Raw genomic sequence first — 638 nt, forward strand, 5'->3', positions numbered from 1 at the left:
CCGGCCAGGGCCGCACACACGCCCGGGCTGGTGACCGCGCCGCCGCCCAGCGACAACACTCCGTCGTGGTCGGCAAGTGCCGCGCGCACCACGTCTTCCTCGATGCGCCGGAACTCCTGCTCCCCGTCGGCGGCGAAGATGTCGGCGATGCTGCGCCCGGTCTGCTGCTCGATGGCTGCGTCGGTGTCGAGCAGACCGACCCCGAGGGCTTTGGCCAGCCGCCGGCCGATGGTGGACTTGCCGGATCCGGGCAGTCCCACGAGTACTGCTATTGGTGCCATCTGATTACCTACCTGGCTATCCCGACACTCGGGCGGCCGGTAACTGGCGGTCGGCGACCGCGCGCTGGTAGGCCTCGATGTTGCGGCGGGTTTCGGTCAGCGAATCGCCGCCGAATTTCTCCAGGGCCGCGCGCGCCAGCACCAGCGCCACCATCGCCTCGGCCACCACTCCGGCGGCCGGTACGGCGCACACGTCGGAGCGCTGGTGAATGGCGACCGCCTCGTCGCCGGTGGCCAGGTCGACGGTGGCCAGTGCCCGCGGCACGGTGGAGATGGGCTTCATCGCGGCGCGCACCCGCAGCGGCTGGCCGTTGGTCATCCCGCCTTCCAGCCCGCCGGCCCGGTTGGTAGAGCGGA

Annotated in this window: 2 protein-coding genes; both read right to left on the bottom strand. The window is 71.5% G+C overall.

Features of this window, described 5'->3' with window-relative positions:
• Positions 1-281 (bottom strand): shikimate kinase (locus BST40_RS28380; protein WP_158084054.1); only part of this gene is annotated, 281 nt, incomplete at its 3' end.
• Between the two features lie 16 nt (positions 282-297).
• Positions 298-638, bottom strand: a 341-nt coding sequence (locus BST40_RS28385) for a chorismate synthase (RefSeq protein ID WP_142276872.1), incomplete at its 5' end; no start/stop codon positions are given.

The organism is Mycobacterium persicum (assembly GCF_002086675.1).
Lineage (GTDB): Bacteria > Actinomycetota > Actinomycetes > Mycobacteriales > Mycobacteriaceae > Mycobacterium > Mycobacterium persicum.